The 16,924-nt window shown below is 41.3% G+C and carries 13 protein-coding genes; 7 read left to right on the forward strand and 6 right to left on the reverse strand.

Features of this window, described 5'->3' with window-relative positions; translation table 11 throughout:
• The 4 genes from F8S12_RS06425 to F8S12_RS06440 all read left to right on the forward strand — a co-directional run.
• The coding region (locus F8S12_RS06425) for a molybdopterin oxidoreductase family protein (protein ID WP_331001358.1) at window positions 1-574 on the forward strand (574 nt) is incomplete at its 5' end.
• Window positions 575-836: 262 nt separating this feature from the next.
• Window positions 837-1,295: a phosphate-starvation-inducible PsiE family protein gene (locus F8S12_RS06430; RefSeq protein ID WP_196515497.1), complete on the forward strand. Its 459-nt coding sequence runs from the start codon at window positions 837-839 to the stop codon at window positions 1,293-1,295.
• Between the two features lie 48 nt (window positions 1,296-1,343).
• Window positions 1,344-1,796, forward strand: a complete 453-nt coding sequence (locus F8S12_RS06435) for a nitrate reductase associated protein (protein ID WP_196515498.1) — start codon at window positions 1,344-1,346, stop codon at window positions 1,794-1,796.
• A 476-nt stretch (window positions 1,797-2,272) separates the two neighbouring features.
• On the forward strand, window positions 2,273-3,661 hold the full coding sequence (locus F8S12_RS06440) for a PrsW family glutamic-type intramembrane protease (protein ID WP_196515499.1): 1,389 nt from the start codon (window positions 2,273-2,275) through the stop codon (window positions 3,659-3,661).
• 314 nt (window positions 3,662-3,975) lie between these two features.
• On the opposite strand, the gene F8S12_RS06445 is transcribed toward F8S12_RS06440, so the two are convergent.
• The 4 genes from F8S12_RS06445 to F8S12_RS06460 form a co-directional block, all read right to left on the reverse strand.
• On the reverse strand, window positions 3,976-4,623 hold the full coding sequence (locus F8S12_RS06445) for a hypothetical protein (protein ID WP_196515500.1): 648 nt from the start codon (window positions 4,621-4,623) through the stop codon (window positions 3,976-3,978).
• Between the two features lie 146 nt (window positions 4,624-4,769).
• Window positions 4,770-6,350, reverse strand: a complete 1,581-nt coding sequence (locus tag F8S12_RS06450) for a CHAT domain-containing protein (RefSeq protein ID WP_196515501.1) — start codon at window positions 6,348-6,350, stop codon at window positions 4,770-4,772.
• A 142-nt stretch (window positions 6,351-6,492) separates the two neighbouring features.
• The gene (locus tag F8S12_RS06455) at window positions 6,493-8,775 is read right to left on the reverse strand and encodes a protein phosphatase 2C domain-containing protein (RefSeq protein WP_196515502.1); all 2,283 of its coding nucleotides are present in this window, start codon (window positions 8,773-8,775) and stop codon (window positions 6,493-6,495) included.
• Between the two features lie 683 nt (window positions 8,776-9,458).
• Window positions 9,459-9,818 carry an NAD(P)H-quinone oxidoreductase subunit M gene (locus F8S12_RS06460; RefSeq protein ID WP_196515503.1) on the reverse strand — a complete coding sequence of 120 codons (360 nt, stop codon included), beginning with the start codon at window positions 9,816-9,818 and terminating at the stop codon, window positions 9,459-9,461.
• A gap of 889 nt (window positions 9,819-10,707) precedes the next feature.
• Between F8S12_RS06460 and F8S12_RS06465 the strand changes: the two genes are divergently transcribed.
• Complete coding sequence (locus F8S12_RS06465; protein ID WP_196515504.1) at window positions 10,708-10,992, forward strand: Npun_R1517 family heterocyst differentiation transcriptional regulator; 285 nt, start codon at window positions 10,708-10,710, stop codon at window positions 10,990-10,992.
• 561 nt (window positions 10,993-11,553) lie between these two features.
• On the opposite strand, the gene F8S12_RS06470 is transcribed toward F8S12_RS06465, so the two are convergent.
• Together F8S12_RS06470 and F8S12_RS06475 are read right to left on the reverse strand one after the other, a co-directional pair.
• The gene (locus tag F8S12_RS06470) at window positions 11,554-12,249 is read right to left on the reverse strand and encodes a response regulator transcription factor (RefSeq protein WP_196515505.1); all 696 of its coding nucleotides are present in this window, start codon (window positions 12,247-12,249) and stop codon (window positions 11,554-11,556) included.
• 405 nt (window positions 12,250-12,654) lie between these two features.
• A complete protein-coding gene (locus F8S12_RS06475) occupies window positions 12,655-15,237 on the reverse strand; it encodes a GAF domain-containing protein (protein WP_196515506.1) in 2,583 nt (860 codons plus the stop codon).
• A gap of 81 nt (window positions 15,238-15,318) precedes the next feature.
• Between F8S12_RS06475 and F8S12_RS06480 the strand changes: the two genes are divergently transcribed.
• Together F8S12_RS06480 and F8S12_RS06485 are read left to right on the forward strand one after the other, a co-directional pair.
• Window positions 15,319-15,603, forward strand: a complete 285-nt coding sequence (locus F8S12_RS06480; protein WP_196515507.1) for a hypothetical protein — start codon at window positions 15,319-15,321, stop codon at window positions 15,601-15,603.
• A gap of 193 nt (window positions 15,604-15,796) precedes the next feature.
• On the forward strand, window positions 15,797-16,681 hold the full coding sequence (locus tag F8S12_RS06485) for a hypothetical protein (protein WP_196515508.1): 885 nt from the start codon (window positions 15,797-15,799) through the stop codon (window positions 16,679-16,681).
• Window positions 16,682-16,924 lie beyond the last annotated feature (243 nt).

Raw genomic sequence — 16,924 nt, forward strand, 5'->3', positions numbered from 1 at the left:
GGAATGGGGAGTGGGGAGTGGTGAATCTTCCGCTACTCCCTACTCCCTACTCCCTACTCCCTCCAAAAGACTTTACACCAATCTCCGCTTCCACACCCCTGACGGACGCGCTCGATTTGGAGCATATTACTCAAAGGGATTGGCAGAACCACCAGACCCAGATTATCCTTTTGTGCTAACTAATGGACGACTTTACGGACACTGGCATACCCAGACACGCACCGGGCGGATTGAAAAAATTTGCAAAATGCATCCCGAACCGTTTATCGAAATTCATCCCCGTGATGCTGCTAAGTTGGGCATTGTAGACAATATGTTTGTAGAAGTGCGATCGCGTCGCGGTAAAGCGAAGTTTCCTGCTAAAGTAACAAAAGCGATCGCGCCTGGTACAGTTTTTGTCCCTATGCACTGGGGTTCGTTGTGGGCAGACAATGCCGAAGCCAATGCCCTAACTCATCCAGAATCCTGCCCCGATTCGCTCCAACCAGAATTAAAAGCCTGTGCAGTACAGCTAATACCAATTTCTGTGGAAGTTACAATCAGAGATTATCAACTCCAGTCCTCACAATGGTAAGCTGCTAAGTGGTAATTTAATCAATAATCAATAGTCAATAGTTACTATCATTTTTTATAACTCTCTAATTTTGACTGTTACCGATTATTATATTTAAAGAGGATACATCCTAGTAACTAAAGGTTTGACTAGCACCAATTTTAGCTAAGGGGAAAGCATAAAAAACAGATAGAAAAGTTATAAAACATCAGCAAGTAATTTTTTTTAATCCTCTAGATTTATCTATAGGATTTAATTTTGTTTTAGAATGGGGTGCAGCATTATGAAAAAGCTAGTGAGGCGAATTATAGGAGCTACCAAAGATGAGAACTTCATGCACGTTATTGAAAATATAGAGGTGCTAGTTTCTAAGGCTCTATCTATTTTTATGGTAATTGTGATTTTGGTAGCGATCCTAGATTTAGGAGTCTTTCTTTTTAAAGAGTTATTTACAACGCCTTATGGTAAATTTAACACAACATTATTTAAGATTTTCGGTTTATTTTTGAATATTTTAATTGCTTTAGAAATTTTAGAAAATATTACAGGTTATCTGCGAAAACACGTTTTTCAAGTTGAATTAGTTATTGGCACTTCTTTAATTGCCGTTGCCAGAAAAATTATTATTCTTGACTTAGAAAAAACCTCAGGTATTGATATAATTGGTTTAGGAATTGCTATTCTCGCCCTATCAATTAGTTATTTGATAATTCGTCTCAGTAATTCCAGAGATAAACATTAAATTGAAGATTTAACAAATAAACGAGTTTTCAATAATTGAATTTTGAATATGACAGATTTTTTTCAATTTGAAGCAGACTTTGTTGATTCCCTACGTTGCATCCCTATGCAGGTGCGTTGTAAATTAGATACCTGTGGCATCAAGCTAAAATTGTCTGATTGGAATCAAATGACTACAGCAGAACGTCAAGCTTTAATCGAATTACCTTGCACTACAGAAACAGAAATTCAGTTTTACGGCGAGCATATCCAGCAATTAATCGTACAGCGCACGGGCATACCAGCTACAAAATTGCCCATTGAGCCTCATCCCGCATGGCTTGACTTTACCACTCTACCAGCCGGCATCCAGGAAAAAGCTGAAGAAATAGGTGTAACCCTAACACAGCAACATTGGGCAACTTTAACGCCCTTACAGCGTTTTGCCTTGATTAAACTCAGCCACCCAGGACATGAAAACAAAAACTTTAAGAGAGCGATCGCAGAATTTAATCTGCTTTAATTAGTCAATTGACCAATGCCGTGTTTCTATCATGTACTACTTTTATTAATACATAAGTAGCTTGCCCAAGTTTAGAAGTGTGCAAATCTCAGTAGTCATTGGTCAATTATTAGTGGCAAAAATAGCTAAAAATAGACCACCGGCGATTATATATTTTTTTCATGTAACTAAATGCAGTAAAAAGTACTATTTTTTAATAAATTGCACTGCGTTTAATTTACAGCTAGGATCTCAAGAGTGCATCACTCATACAATGTGATTCATCCACCTGACAAGCCCATTTAGGATAAACTCCCAGCAAATGCAATACTTATTAACGTTATGTAAAACAATTTGAAATTTTGCATTTGGAATTTTAAATTTCTTAGCAGTAAGTGAAGCTATAGTGGATTTAGCAATGCTGCTGTTGATGTGGCTAAGGTTAGCCCTGCTGCCAAATTCTTTGAAGAATTAGTTTAGAAACGTACTCTAACTCGATGACAGGCAAAAACGCAAGACATAATGCATTTCTGCGGCTAGTGTCTGGTAATGTAGCAGCTATTGGATCAGAATCTCGTCACTCGCTGCCCCCTAGTAAAGAGATAGTAATTGGACGCGATCCAAGCTGCCAAGTTATCTTAGATGCCATGATGTACCGGATGGTATCTCGTCGCCATGCGGTAGTTCGTCCCCTCTCTTTATCTCCAGATAGTAAATTCAGCTGGGTGCTTTGTGATTTAAATAGTGCTAATGGTACTTATTTGAATGGAGAACGCTTATATGAATGTCAGGAATTGCACCCAGGCGATCGCATTTCTCTAGGTGCTGATGGGCCGCAATACGTTTTTGAATACGAGTTTACCTCAGTCGCTCCGGCAACGACAGTTAACCAAGTTACACCACTGCCTTCCGCAACGAACCACCACAACCACACGCAATTAAAACAGCTAGATTCTGTTAGCTTCACCCAGCTTTTTCCGATTATTTCCACTGGTAAAGATTTAACTCGTAAAGCTTACCTTATACCGGGAATACTGACCGTAATCTTTGTAGTGTTAATGTTTGCTACAGTCGGACAGCCCCAAGCTAATCAAGTGATCGTAGCAACTTACATCGCTTTCGCTGCCTACTATTTTGTTTACCAACTTTGCGGTAAACAGAAGCCTTGGTGGGTGCTAATGGCTGCATCACTAAGTACGACGCTGATTTTGCTCAGTCCGTTGTTGGATCTTTTTATCTTCGTGTTTCGCGGCATTTTGCCTGGAAACTTGCCCTCACCCCAAGAATCTATCACCTTTACAGAGTTGCTGGTGCGGATGTTTTTTGGCGCTGGGTTGATGGAAGAATTACTCAAAGCATTGCCTATACTAGGAGCGTTTGCCATCGGGAGAATGTTATCTTCACCTTGGCGGGAACGCATAGGCGTTTGGGAACCTCTAGATGGTATTCTCCTGGGAACGGCTTCGGCTGTAGGCTTCACTTTATTGGAAACCCTCGGTCAATATGTGCCGGATATTACTCAAAATGTCACACAACAGGTTGGTACAGGCGCTGCTGGGCAACTAGCGGGTTTACAACTGCTAATTCCGCGAATTTTAGGCTCTGTAGCTGGACACATGGCTTATAGCGGCTACCTGGGCTATTTTATCGGGTTGGCTGTCCTCAAACCTAGTAGAAGTTGGCAAATTCTCTCTATTGGTTATCTTAGTGCTGCTGCGCTCCACGCTCTCTGGAATGCTACAGGATCAATCAATGCCTTGCTGTTAGTAGTTGTTGGAGTCTTATCTTACGCCTTTTTGATGGCGGCAATTCTCAAGGCACGGGCGTTATCACCGACGCGATCGCAAAATTTTGCTACCCGATTTCTAGGGACAGATAAGAGATGAAATCAGAACAAAAACACAGGAAGGATGAGGGAGATGAATTAATACTAATGTCCAATGCTTAAATATTTATCTCTTGGGATAGATGGACTAATTGGAAAATTAGCGTATTGTAAATTTATTGTGGAGTAACTATAGCTATAAAAATAAAGATCATCAAACTTATTGCAAAAGTCTTGATTATCGACTCTTTATTTGCGCCTCAGCATAAAGCAAACAACATCGTTGCAAGAGACACGTCTGGACACAGTGAGCGCAAAGCGCGGGTTAGGCGAATAAAACCCATGATGGAAACTTTAGCTGTTTCTATTTCCTGTTCATAGTTCAGACTGAGACTTATTGAGTTGATTGAAAGCATAGGAAGCGATCGCTAAAGTAACCTTTGCTTTCTCTACTTCTGATAGAGATGTCCAGTTGCTATTGTTAAGATTACTGAAAACAGATGCCGCATTTTGCGATTCACTACTTCGCATAGCGTAAGTAAAAGGACGAGCTAAGACTAAAAGATCCTCTGTTCCCCAAGTTGGTAGCACTGTATGAACGCACTCAACCAATTGCTCACCCATTAATTGGCTAGAATAAAATATCTCAGCAGCTTTGGTGGCAATGGCGTTGAGCAATGCTTGGGGGACACAAGCAGGAAAAGTAGTGCGTAATGTTTCTTGAAGATCAAGTACTAGTGCCTGTGGTGAATTATCATCATCACTTGACTCAAAAGAGATATTAGACCAAAGTGTGTCTAGATGGCTGTAAAAATCTTGCGATCGCATCGTTAGTTCTTCATCTAACGAATCTTCGATCACGAACTGCTGTTCTAGTTCGGAAAAATATGCTTCTGACTGCTCATCAGTTGGATTCCAGGGATAGGTAGCATCGTCTGCTTCTAGTAACGCTTCTAAAAACTCTAAATCTAGTTGAGACGGCAAAGAAGAGAAAGCATCTGAGCCGTTAATTTTGTTAGCCATTTTTTCTTAACTCCCGATTAGTTGGTGGTATTGACAGCTACAATTTCTCAGAAGGGATTTCCGCAAAAACAGCCAATTTTTCTCTAGTAAAAATAGGTTTTAGAGGCTAATACTAATAAGCAAAATGCCTTTATGCAATAACTCTGCTACGAGTTTTCAATAATAAACTCCCAAGTTTCACCTCTAGCACTTCCAAACTTTAACTGCATTCCCGATTTCAAGGGGACTTCCTCTCGGAGGATTTGTTGCCAACCATTAGGCCCTAAAAACCAGGTTGTGCCGTAGGTGGAAAAATCTTGTAAGTAATAAGTTCGCATCAGTGTAGCATCAGTTAGAGTATTGCGGCAGAAGATTTCGGCGTGGCGTTTAGAGACAGATGGTTCGGGGATGATAATATCATTGTCTTTCGTGCGACCGATGCGGGTGACTCCATAACGCAATAACCAGGTTTTCCCTTTTGAGGAGAGCGATCGCAAAGAGGCAGTAGTAAGGGGGGAACCTATATCAGGAATGGCTGTGTCTGGTAGTTCCGTAATTCCTTCATCAAGGTTTTTGATCAGTTCGCCATTAAAATCTGGATGCAGGTAAAGAACAGGCAAAGTCCAAGCAGGTTGATTGAATTTATACAGTGTTAATAACTCTTGCCTAGCCTGGGCTACAGCTTCATCAATTGGCTTGTGCGATCGCAAAGCTTCGGTAAAGGCTTGAATAAAACTGTGGCTTTCGTGGTCAGCAATTTTATCGCGCATTCCCAAAACCGCAGGTACACCATGACGAATCAGCACTTCGGCTAAACTGCTAGCAGGTATAGCTTGATGATTGCTAGCAGCTGGTTGTGCGCCCCAACAGGCGTTAAAAACCGCCAATTTCACACCTGTACGGGTCAATACTTGCGCCAATTCTATTCCATTAAGGGTGCATTCTGGTTGCAAAAACAGTAAACCGCCGTCTGGGTCTGGCAAACCATGTCCAGCATAAAAGAAAACATTGTATGCTTTGGTTTCTAGTTCTTGAATCAATTCCTGTGGAGTTGGTTGTAGCAGTTGATTCACAATACAAGGTGCGTATCTGTTGGAATTGCCACCGACCGGCGTATCTGCAAGAGTTTGCTGAAGGATAGCGGCTTCTTGTTCTAGTTGCAGGTTTTCATCATGACCTAAGACCAGCAGGATACTTAAAGCCTGGTCAGATCGCAAATACGGCAAGGGGTCAACTTCCGTAGTGGTGCGACTAAATAGCAAATCTGGGGAGAGAGACATAGCCGATTGACCAGGCTCACGCTGCATAATTTCCCAAGGGAAAGCAATGAGATCCGGGTCACGAATTTCTAGTCGAAAGCGCAAACGTGTATGCTGACCCATAGCAATACCGCGACTGCGCTCTAGACTACCAAGAATTTGTCCGTCGAATACCCAGCGCCATAAATTCATTCCTAAGTATTGCATCAGACGACTGCTGTAGGGGCCTGTGGTCTGAGATGAAGGGGATGAAATCCAATCTACGGGCAATAAATTGGTCTTTTGAGGTGTTGAGTTTGGGGAAATATCTAAGCGACTATGATCAGCGAACATCTCCTGCCATTCTTGCCAGACTTGAGTAAGTTCAACAGGCCATACAGAGTCATGTAAAACATAGCCACTAGGATAGGGAGCCTTGACCACCCAAATGGCGAAGTTGTCAGTGCCAGTGTTTAGAAGACGGGCGATCGCCAAATTCAGGGATGGCATGGATTCATAAAACTAAAAGCTAATAATTTCAAATAACAATTCTTCAAGGTTAAAATTTTCTACTTTTTTACCTTGCTTCATTTTTTAATTTAGTTGTTACCTGTTATTATTCCAGGTTTTTACTAATTTATCGAGTATTTGACTAAGTTGGACTGGCATCAGGTGGTGGATTAACTGGCGGTTGGGTGACAGTTCTACATGGATTTGGTACATCTGATTGTAAAACAGAGACTTTAAAACGGTTCAGTTGGGACAAGTCCACTAATACTGTTTTTTCGGTTCCTGGCAAAGGTTTTGAATTTGGTGGAACTGAGGTAGTTACTGCTGGGTTATTAGTATTAGCTGGAGTTGATGTGCTTTTATTGGCACAGACTCGCATAGACACTGAAAAATTCCCAGAAGCAGGGTTGGGATTTGATTTTTTTTCAATAACTTCTAAAAAAGTCCCACGGGGAAGCAATTGGTTGTTTCCCAAGGGGATTGGATTGTTGGTTTGAATTACCCAACCACGAGAAAGGTTAGCAAGCGATCGCGGTGCGGGTGTCGCTTCGATGGTAGACTTTTGAGTTGGTGTAGGATTAGATGAAACAAATGGGTCTGATGGCGATCGCAGTTGCTTCACAAAAAATCCTAAAGCACCTGCTGCGATCACAAATATTAACGGAACTATCCACTGTAGCGGTAAACTGGAAGTCTTGACTGGCTCCTTTTCGGGAATGACCTGAGTTTTGTGGTTTTGCTTTGGGCTATCTAAAAGTGTCGTATCTGCCGCTTTAGACGCAAAATCAACAGTTTTTGCTGAGTGACTGTCTGGAATGACTGCTTTGATGGTAATTTCTGGTTCCCAGTATTGGACTTGATAGTGTACTAAAGCAACGGTGACATTATCGTGTCCATTCTTAGTATTAGCAATTTCTACTAATCTATCGGCAACATTTACTATATTTGTTTCTCCAAGCAGAATCGGTAATATTTCTGTTTCCCAGTACTCTTCCACTCGATCAAAATCACTCAAACCATCGGATGTGAGCAGAAAAACAGCATCTTCGTCGAGCATAAACCGTCCAGATGTGGGATGCAATGAGCTACTCGGCCCCATCCCCAAAGCTTGGACGAGAGAGCCAGCCGCACTTTGTAGCACAGCCTCACGATAAATGGCATAGCCTAGCCGCACCTCACGGGAAGCCACATCATCGTCGAGGGTAACTTGATAGCAGCCGTGGCGTGTAATCCAATAGGCACGACTATCGCCGACGTGGGTAATGTACATTTCGTGGGCAACAGGCAAGGCCATTACTAACGTTGTGCCCATGCGTTGTCGCCCTTGACGATTTTCCCCGTCATTGCGCTGACTAATTTTGTCATTGGCAATTGACACTGCGTTTTCTAGGTCATTAAGCAGCAGTGAGGGGTCTATGTGGTCGTAGGGAACTTTTGTTAGTTGCTGTACCTGGTGCTGGATTGTTTCAATGGCTAAATTTGAGGCAACATTACCGCCCTCGTGTCCACCGATGCCATCACAGACAATTGCTAAGGCTGTTGGTTGCGGTGGTTTGCTCACCAGAGTGCCACTGGGGGGGCTACAGGCATCTTCGTTACGTTGGCGACTTGGCCCAGTATCGGTTTTGGTGATAATTTTGATCGTGGGTGTTTGCGATCGCCCTAATTGTGCTAATCCACGATCTAAAACTGTGATTAATTGTTCAGATGAGTGAATCTCTCCCTGAATTAAGGAAAGGCTAACATGCTCAACAAATTCAGCTACGGCTGGTTTGGCATAAGTCACCAACTGCCGCCAAAATTCACCTAATTGGGGCAATTCTGGTGGTGTTGCGGTGTCAAAACGCAATTCCAACAAACGTACTAATGAGCCTTCTACCCGTAATACATGAGAGTCAAGCAAGCTAGAAGCGACACCTTCACTCGCAAGAGGTTGCCACAGATGAGCTATTTGCCATAACCAATTGAGTTGGCGCATTGATGTAGCATCACGCCAAGCGGTGATTAACTCGCTGCATAAATGCACTTGTTGGATTGTGTCATCTACCAATAGTGGCGGTTTTTCTAAAAGTAATATTTCTTGATGAGAGGAGGCATCAGCTAGGGGAAGTACTCCATATACCTGCGGTACGTGTAAGCGGTAAGGAATGAGTCTCAGGTAAGGTTTTAGAGACTGTAAATTATCTAACTCAGGGGTTTGGGCTAATAAACCAGGCTTCGTATCTAAAAGAACAAATTTATCAAGGACTAAATAGCGATCGGCTAATATTTGTCCAGGGCTACCCACACTCGGACTATCTACTACAGCCCAGAGATAATTTTTGGGTAGGGGCGTGGAACATCGCTGGCAAAACTTGTGAGTCAGGGGGTTGGCAGCCTGACAACTTTCATTTGGACAGTGGAGCGTTGCCGCGTCATTTTCCATAGTTTTCGCACCGATCAGCGATTGGCAATTTCTTTAATAGCATTAGTAGGGACAATCTAGACCGCTCATCTTTCTTAAACTTGACATACCCAGACTTTAGATGATGATTTTAGCTGGCGGATATCAGCAGGTGCTAATACTTAACTTATCCAAAGAATATGCTCCTAAGTCAACCCTACAGCCTCATCATAGCTTTTATTGCTCTGTGACTATCCATCGCCAAAGCAACTAACTCCAACCCTGTCCCCAAAGCATAACCCAAGGATAACTGCGCTATTTACTTTTACTGAATTACCCCATCATCAAAAGGCAGATAATGTTGGTATTTATTTAGTTTATAAGTAGGATAGCAACAATTAACTTTAATTAAGAATTAATACTGATTACCTGTGAGGTTGGATTGAACAAGGGATTTAAGCCCCTGGTCTCACCAAGATTGATTTTGTGTAGTTTCACAAAGAATTGGTATAAAGTAGCAAATATAATTTTGGCAAAAGTAGCTGATAAATGCAGTCCTTTTAAAAATTTTCTAATCTCGTTTTCCAGGTTTAGCTCATTGGGAAGGCGGTAGAGCCTCACAGACCTCCTCCCAGCCTGAGGCTGGGGAAGGTACTTAGGTAGTAATTAAAATAGCTGTAAGTTGACACAGAAGGGTTTAGCTAGCCCGCTATCAACTTTTGAGCTTATTGTTTGTCGTCAATTACAACTTGAGGGACTCCCATGCTGTAGTTGGTAACGCGGGCAGAAAGATTGTAGCTGAGTTCGCCGAGTTGTAGGAGCGATCGCAGATAATGCTCTAAGTCTGACCCAACACGGCGTAAATTATAGTCTGTGAGGTCTGCGCCACTAGATGCTTCTACTAGTTCATCAAATTTTCGGTAAACTTTTTGCAGCACATCTTCATTCCAGTTAAATTCGTTGTCTGGGTCAATATCTAACGTTAAGACTTGATCACTGGGAACCAGTTCGCCATCCCGGTCAATTTCACCTGCAAAAATGCGGACATGCCGGGTTGTGGACTTGAGCAGCATCGGGTTATCCATAAAAAGGTGTAAGGGTTGGGTGGATTACACTGAAATTATTGTAAACGTTATATTTGAGCTTGAATGCTCTCAATTTACAAGCTTTGAAGGCAGTTTTAAAAGGGTAGATTAAATGGGCATAAGTAAAAATATCACCTGTACTGATTAGCTTACTGCTTCTATTAAGAGTTGAAGTTTGATCTACCTGCTAGTACTGACAGTAGTCGCCTTCTTCTCATACCCCAATTACTGGGTAAAGTATTTTTATTTAAGAAATGCAAACAAGCCTGACGGTATCCGAATCTTGCCTATTACCAAGCTTTTTGTAATCATCAGACCTAAAAGCCAGTAGAGTTAGGTGTTCGATTGGAACAATTTGATCTGTGTACATTTTTTTATAGAGAACAAAATTTTTTACTTTAATAACTATGCTCATAAATTTTTCCTGAATTTACTGCTGAAAAAAACGTACATCTAGTAATTTTACGGAATAGCGCTACACTCACCTCTGGCTTTAATAAAATGAAAAAACTTAAGCGGTTTTACTTACGTATAAACACCACAAATAGAGTAACAAGTCAAACTGTTATTGACGTTCAGATAAAGTTGATGTAGAAACCTTTAAAAAGCTCGAACAACTTCTTACAGAAACTTTATTGTGTAGAATTTTAAAAACTGAATAATAGTTATGGCTTACCATAAGCTACATCTAGTACAGGAACATCAAAATCTAGACAGTGAAAATTTAGGTTGAAAATAAAACACAGGAGAGGGAAATGGAATACAAAGGTGATGGATGAAGAAAAATTCTTAATTCAAGCACTTTGGATTCAAAAGAGATATAAAGAATTTTTGCTGGACATCTACCTCCTTACCCTCATGACCACCAAGTAAAGGAATCTCAATAGCTATGAACTCCAAAGCATTACCACGCCAGATAAATAATCTCGAAGTAGGTGTTTATGAGTGCGAAATACATCTCAAATTCCGGTTGATTGAAGAAAAGAGTCTATTGAGCGATCGCGAACAATTGTTACAGGTGCTACTTGATGCTTTGACCGAAGGTTCTGACGACTTTCTAGAGACGCTGCAAGCCTCCGTTAAAGCGCAGGAAGTATCCGAGTTTAAAGCCTCACATCAAATGCGACGCCAGCTAATGCGCTTGCGTAATACTGCCGACAATCCCCAAACTTAAAAGTGTAATTTAAGTAGTGAAAAAAACGTAAATTGGGCATCAAATCAAATGTAGATTTTATGCCCCTGTTGCAATAAAAACTAAGCAGAAAGTAGAATTCATAAAATATTGTGATTTCTACTTTGTGAAAGTCTTATTTAGCAGCACAAAGTCCCAGGAACAGTTTCCTCTATTAAAAACTTTGTAGCAAAGGGTACTGGTAGAATCTGAAAGCAAAATCAGCCGGGTGCATTTTACCGAGTTTTTATCAAAACATTGCAGGAAGAACAAAATCCTGTGTCTTTACAGATGGGGAATTGGACAACAGGCACAAATCAAATGAAAACCTAAAAGACTAAAGTAAAAAGAAATAACCTTTTTTTTAGCTTTTTGCTTTACCTAAGTGTCTGATTTGCTGAAATACTTATGTTTTATCTATTACTGGTAATAGGTCATGGTTTAACACCCAGCTACCTATTGCCAATTACCCATGAGCAGGGGAGCAGGGGGGAAAGAGGTAATTTTCATTCTCCCCCTTGCACCCTGCCCCCTGCCCCTCTGCCTCTTCTCAATGCCTCATGCCTATTTAGCAAGACCGTGTTCTAAAGCAAAACGAACTAACTCTGTACGGCTATTAGTGCCAGTTTTACTAAACAATCGGCTAACGTACTTTTCTACATTGCGGACGCTGGTTTCCAAGCGACGGGCGATTTCTTTGTTCATCAACCCTTCAGCGACCAAGTTTAAAACACTTTGTTCTCTAGGGGTCAAATCAATTTTGAAAGGAGCTGGCGATTGGGAAATGGCATTTCTTTGAGTTAACAATGCCTTAATTTGGGCAATCTGATTGGCTAGTTCAGCAATATCAGGGGTTTCAGCGTCATCTCCCGTACTTGCGGACTTAGCGGCGCGGCGGGCTAGCAAATTTTCGACTATAGCCACCAACTCGTCTGGATCGAAGGGTTTGGGTAGATAGGCATCAACACCAGCATGATAGCCTTGGATGCGATCGCCTGTCATACCTTTAGCAGTTAAAAATACTACCGGGAGTGCTTGGAAACGGGGGTCTTCTCGCATTTGCTTGAGGAACTGATAGCCATCCACCTGGGGCATCATGACATCGGAAATCACTAAATCAGGTGTATTCATCTGCATCCATTCCCAACCTTCAAGGGCGTTACTGGCGACTTGAACGCTGAAACCGCTCTCTTGCAAATAGTCTTTCACGGCTTCCCGTATCCCTGGTTCATCATCCACCAGTAACAATTGTGCTGACATTTAAAATTTCCTTAAGTTTTCCTTTTTCCAATTTAGCGAAAGTTGGCAGTCATTGAACAAGCCAAATTCACCTCTACCGCTCCCAAAGCTTGTAAAGTTGACAAAAAACAGGGTGTAGGGTGTAGGGTTTAGGGTGTAGGGGTTTAAATAAAAACTTTAGTTCTGAGTTTAAAGCTCAGTTTAAAAAAAGATGTTTTTCGAGACGCAAAGCGCGAGAAAAACAGTGTCCTTGTTACAATCCCACGTTTTTAAACGTGGGTTCCCCACACCCTACCCCCCACACCCTACCCCCTTTGAAATCTCTGCCTCGATTTAACGTATCGCGGAAGTCCCCACCTTCAATGTACTCGTAAGGTGGGGATAGGGAGCGATTGTTGATGGAATAGTTTATTTTCTGGAAGTCCCTTATTTCTCTTCAAATGTCCAGACTCCTTTATCCCAATCTCGCTCTGTTGGAGGCGATTGTAACCAATGCTGACAACGCAACAGATGCAACATAGCAGCTTTGTCATGGTTGTCTGCTGCCAAAACTTTGGCAAATTCAGCTCTAGCAAAAGAAAACTGGCGATTGAGATAATACTCGCGCCCTTTGTGATAATGTTCAATCACTTGCAATTTTTCGCTTTCAATCGGATCGGAACGCAAACCCAACAGTTCGTATATTGCTACTGGCTCATTTCTGCCTTTGACACGAATGTAATCTAGTTCCCTAGCCCAAATATAATCTTGGCAAGGTTTAAAAGTGTTATGGCTAATAATAATATCGCAACCATATTGTTTACTAACACTTTCTAATCGGGAGCCAAGATTAACACCATCGCCAATGGCAGTAAATTCCATCCGCTTACTAGAGCCAATATTCCCACTAATCACGGTATCAGAGTTGATGCCAATGCCGATCTTGATTCTAGGCTTATTAGCTGTATGGCGACGTTCATTAAAATCGTGCAAGCGGACGCGCATTTCTAAAGATGTTTGCACTGCCATCCAAGCGTGTTCTTCCAACGGTAGGGGAGAACCAAATACAGCCATGATGGCGTCGCCAATGTATTTATCAAGAGTGCCTTTGTGTTTAAAGACTGCCTCCACCATTGATTCAAAATATTCGTTGAGCATACTCACCACTTCTTCTGCTTCCAAGTTTTCCGTTAAAGTGGTGTAGCCACGAATATCCGAAAATAAAATCGAAACTTCTTTGCGATCGCCTCCTAGTTTAGCGTCATCCAATTTCAGCAATTCTTCGGCTAATTCCTGAGTCATGTAGCGGTACATCGTACTCTTGAGCCGCTTTTCATCACTAATATCTTCCATCACCACCAGCGCCCCACGGATTTGCTCTTGGTCGCTAGCATCAGCAATTGTGTTAATCGATAAATTAATACTGTGGTTTTCTGTACCAGTGGTGAGGAGGGTGCGATCGGGGTAATACTGCTCGCGGCCTTTTAAGTCGGTTGCAAATAAAGCATTGTAATACCACTTGCTAAAGTCACCTTCTTTGATGGCGATCACATCAGTAACTAATTTACCTTCTAAACGGTTTTCTGGTTCCAGCCCCAGCAAACGTTTGGCACTTTCATTGGCGGCGATAATTAACCCGGCTTTATCAGTGGAAACCACTCCATTAGAAAGACTACGCAAAATGTCCCGTTGCATTTGTTCTTGTTGCTTGACTGTGGCAAACAACTGGGCATTGTGCAGCGCTACTCCCGCTTGAATATTAAAAGCTTCCATGAACTCTTCATCGTTGCGGTCAAAGCTAGCTTGGAAGCAGTCGGGAGCTTTTGGCCAATCAGCCGGATTATAAGGTAGAAAATCTCCTGATTTCTTTTTATTTACTAGTTGGGTAACGCCAATCAGTTGTTGATCAGCGTTAAATACTGGCATACAAAGCAAGCTACAGGTGCGATAGCCATTTTGCTCGTCGAATTTTCGGGATGTCTCCGAGTCAGGATGATCGTACAAATCAAAGGCAATATTCAGTTTCTTGCCAGAAACCGCTACTAGACCAGCAAAGCCTTTACCTAAGGGGACTCGCAACTCCTTAATTGAACCATCGTCCTGGGTGATTTTCGTCCATAATTCATCGCGATCGCGGTCTATCAACCATAGGGTACTGCGATCGGCATTCATCAGTTCCTTGGCTTCATCCATCACCCGTTTCAGGGTGTCTTCTAAGTCGAGACTGCTTTGAGAAAGGGACTTAATCGCCTTCATCAGCGCCGCTACTGCTCTTTGTTTTTGAGTGGCTACATAAAAAGAGCGCGATGACTCTAAAATCAGTCGAATCGAAGGCGCAAATTCTTGAAATAATTCTTCGTCAGCACAAACAAAACCTTTGGTATCAATACGCTCTGCAAGTGGAGTATCTGGATAATTAATAGATTTTAATTTATTTAGTAATTGCACCACTGCAACTAATTGCCCATGTTCATTTAATAGGGGCAAAGCCAGCATGGTATAAGTGCGGTAGCCAGTTCTTTTTTCTTGTTCTTGGGCAAAATGCGATCGCGGATCACTATAAAAATCAAACGGAATATTGATAACTTGCTTAAAAGTGGCGACTTCCCCAGCAATGCCTTTATCGGCGGGTATGCGAATTTCTAAAGAGCGATCGCCCTCCCCTTCAGCCAGAATTGACCAGAGTTCTTGTTTTTCTTCATCCAATAAAAATATCGTCGTCCGGTCTGCCCCCAGTAATTCCCCGGTTTTCAAGGTGATCGAATGCAACATTTCTTGCAGAATGGTTTCAAACCCTTGAGAATCAAGCATTGATAGGGTTTGATGGACAATCTGTAATTTTTGCTCGACATCCTTAACGACCTGTTTAAAAGTATCCTGAGTCAGGGGAGCAAGAAACGTAGAAATAGTTCCTTGTCTTATGGCAAGAGCACCCACAGGAGCAGAATTTACTAATTCGCGGTTTTCTTGGTTGTGAACACCAATAATCAAATCGGTGGTCTCCCCACAACTTCCTTGATACACTGACATAACTGGTATTTTATATAACAGGATGAGATTTTAGATTTAAGAATGCAACTTAATTTATGTAAATGGTGCTAAAAGCAACAATTGCTTGATATTATCCATAGTTTAATCGCTTGTTCAGCTAGCGTCATCCTGTGGAGGAAAGCGGAGGGCGATTACCAATACCAACAAGCGTGGCATAATCAAAGTGCAGGTGCAGTGGACATAACTTGCCAATTATCATTAAAAATCCAACTTGAAGATATGCTAGCTCTAGCTCAACTGCGATCGCCTACTGTCGCAGATATGCCAGCCCACTTAGCCATTACCTACTTGATCGGTAATGATTATAGAGCTACTGTTATACATAGTTCCCAGACATTCAGTTAAAGTAACAGTTTTACTCCTTACCTATGGGCAAGCATCATGCTTACCTCGCTAGATATTCTATTTTTCTACAGATAAAGTTAATTAAAAAGATTAAACACAACGGCATATTAGCCAAACATAAATATAAAATCAGATTCAATCTTTGAGTTGAACCCATATTTACGTGGGATTGTAAATCGTCAGGATTATTTTGATGAAAAAGTTAATGAATAAAGTATTTTTAGGCTTGACAGGTGCATTTTTGGCGGTCGGATACTCCAGTTTGCTGGCTACAGAAATTTCCACACAGAGTCCGTCAAACTTGAGAAAGAATGTATTAGCTCAATCAGAAACTAACCCAAATGTCAATGAATATCTAGAGAAAAATAAACCTGAAAGTTATAAGGCTCTGAAAAAACAATTGGATACAGCTATTGAGGATGCAAAAAAACCAAGCGAAGATAAGGTTGTGAAAAATCTTTGGCCATTGTCAAAAAACAATTCTGAAATCAAGTGGAGAGAGAATGACGGCAAAATTGAATACCTAATGGCGAGTTGGAAATACGTGAAGAATACAAATGAAGATTGGAAAATAGGTACAAAAAAAAGTATAGCTAACCAGACTTGGTTAACAGCAGTTCCTCAAGTTAAGGAATTTTGTGAGAATTGTAAAGGTATAGGAATAAATATTCCTGGTGGTGTCATGCTTTCACTAAGATTGCAGCAATATCTAGGCTTAATTTTAAATAGAAATTCAAATAAGACGCATTTTGTAGAAATGTGGGTCAAATCCGAAGATTTAAGTAGACCATGTATTGATTCAGAAATTAATGATTCTAGTTGTAATGTTTTACCTATACCTGTTCCTGCTAGTTATCCTATTTTGAAACAGATATACTCAACTTCCTATGCAGTAGGTAGTCAAGAACATTATCCCTGGACAGGTTTAGGGTACACCTATGATTGGGGAAATCCTAAAAAACCTCGTGAGGGAGCTAGTGAGTTTCTTATTAACGGAACTAAAGATAAACCAATAGAAGTAGAAGTTGTTTCTGTCACAGCTACGAAAGAATATTGTAATAATCAATATTTAAAGTGAGGGGGATATGACCATTTGCAATAAATAGGAGTGTAATTAGAATTTGTTTGTTATTTGCGCCCATCTGAAAGGTTAATCTATCCCACTAATAAGATTTGTGCATGGGGTTAAACTATAAGCATTGACTAACTATATGCCTAACTCTGAAGATGATGGGCTGGAGGGATGGACATCATTTCCCTATGCCATAGAGGACGCTAAAGGTTATAGAGAGATATAAGCATACAAGGCAATAACTTTAGC

It is taken from the genome of Nostoc sp. WHI, assembly GCF_015714725.1.
In the GTDB taxonomy this organism is placed as follows: domain Bacteria; phylum Cyanobacteriota; class Cyanobacteriia; order Cyanobacteriales; family Nostocaceae; genus Nostoc.